1 protein-coding gene is annotated in these 1781 nt (G+C 62.6%); it reads right to left on the minus strand.

Annotated elements, in window-relative coordinates; all coding sequences use genetic code 11:
• Positions 1–9 precede the first annotated feature (9 nt).
• Complete coding sequence (gene ltrA, locus IEX53_RS23550; RefSeq protein ID WP_188826600.1) at positions 10–1488, minus strand: group II intron reverse transcriptase/maturase; 1479 nt, start codon at positions 1486–1488, stop codon at positions 10–12.
• Between the last annotated feature and the right edge of the window lie 293 nt (positions 1489–1781).

Below are 1781 nucleotides of genomic sequence, written 5' to 3' on the forward strand. Positions count from 1 at the left end.
ACGGAGCTCCTACCTTGGGTGGTTGACGGCGAAGCGTACACTCGGCCAAGGATGAAGGATACGGGGCTTGGGAAGGTAGTCGTCGGCTAGCGTCCTCATGCGTTCCCAGGTGGGGCCGTCCCGCTGGCTACGGCGCCGAAGCGTGCGCCGCCAGAGGTCGGTCACATGGTGCCGGAACGCTGAGGGCGCCCGGCTATTGGTTGGAACCGCGTAGTAGGCGAAGTGCCCGGTCACGACCTGCCTCAGCCATTTCCCTTGTTCGGGAATCGGCCAATGCATCCGCCGTCGTAGCTCCACCTTGATGTCCTTGAGCTTCGCCCGCATGCGGTCACTCCGGGTCTTCCGCTTAAGCTGGAAGCGCCCCGTGCGCGATTTACCGCAGATGAACGTGAACCCCAGGAAGGTGAAGGTCTCCGGTTTGCCGAGCCCGCGCTTCTTGCGGTTGGTCGCAGCGAAGCGACCAAACTCAATCAGGCGGGTCTTGTCCGGATGGAGCGACAGCATGAACTCCTCAAGCCTCGCGCGCATCGCATCGAGGAAGCGACGAGCGTCCTCCTCATGCTCGAAACCGACGATCACATCATCGGCATAGCGCACGATGATCATGTCGCCAGCGGCCTCGCGCCGTCGCCAGCGCTCAGCCCACAGGTCGAGGACGTAGTGCAGGTAGATATTGGCAAGCAACGGCGAAATCACCGACCCTTGACCCGTTCCCCTGTCATCCACGGTCACGATCCCGTCTTCGAGGATGCCCGCCTTCAGCCATTTGCGGGTCAGGCGGATGATGCGCGTGTCGCCGATCCTATGCTCCAGAAAGCGAACCAGCCAATCCTGGCTGACTTCGCCGAAAAAGTTCTGGATGTCGGCGTCTAAAATCCAGTTCACCTTCCGCTGTTCGATCGCCACGCACAGGGCGTCCAACGCATCGTGCGGCCCTCGTCCGGGCCGAAACCCGTAGGAGAAACCACAGAAGTCGCCTTCATAGATGGCATTGAGCACCATGACGGTCGCACCCTGGACGATCTTATCTTCCAGAGCGGCAATCGCGAGCGGCCTGAGCTTTGCGTCCGCCTTCGGTATATACGTCCGGCGCGACGGTTGCGGTCGGTACGCCCCACTGTGGACCCGTTTGTGCAGGTCCTCGAGCCGAGGCTCAAGGTCTGCCTCGTAATCCTTCCACGTCATGCCATCCACCCCGGGAGCGGCCTTGCGCTTGAGCGCATAGAACGCCGTCCGAAGCGTGTCGACATTGATGTGGTGGAAGAGCGCGGTGAACCGTTCCTTCTTCCTTTGCCTTGCGGCTTTCCGTACGCGGTCCAGCGACTGGGTCATGCGCGCCCGGCTCTGTGTCCGGTGCATGCGAAGCTGTTCCGCGTTCCCCTTGGTCCCCGGCCTTGGCTCCACCGGCTCCGCCACCGGTTGCCCGGCTTTGTTCGTCGGCTTCATGGCTACTATACCGGAGTCAGACTTCTCCTGTCCGTTCATCATCGGCTACGGCTCCTCGCCTTCCCGATGCGGACCGGTGCGGCTGACGCCGCCCGGCCGGGCAGGAGATCTCCCAGGTTCCGACGCGTTCCTTGCGTGCGTGATGTGGCCTTCGACCCCGGCAGGGCGACGGCACCTCGCATAGCGGTGCCGCACATATTGCCTTCGACGTTTCTGACCGTCTCGGCCCCTGCAACATCTGGAATTACGTGGCTCAATTCCACACCCCACACGCTTGCTGTGTACGCTTCGCCCGTATCGTCACCGACACGGCCGCAACACTCGCTACCGGGCGG

It is taken from the genome of Paramesorhizobium endophyticum (assembly GCF_014640615.1).
Taxonomy (GTDB): Bacteria; Pseudomonadota; Alphaproteobacteria; order Rhizobiales; family Rhizobiaceae; genus Paramesorhizobium; species Paramesorhizobium endophyticum.

Bases quoted from the DNA above. Each gene is read 5' to 3' on its own strand.
- ltrA (WP_188826600.1), bottom strand. From the start codon at position 1,488: ATGATGAACGGACAGGAGAAGTCTGACTCCGGTATAGTAGCCATGAAG.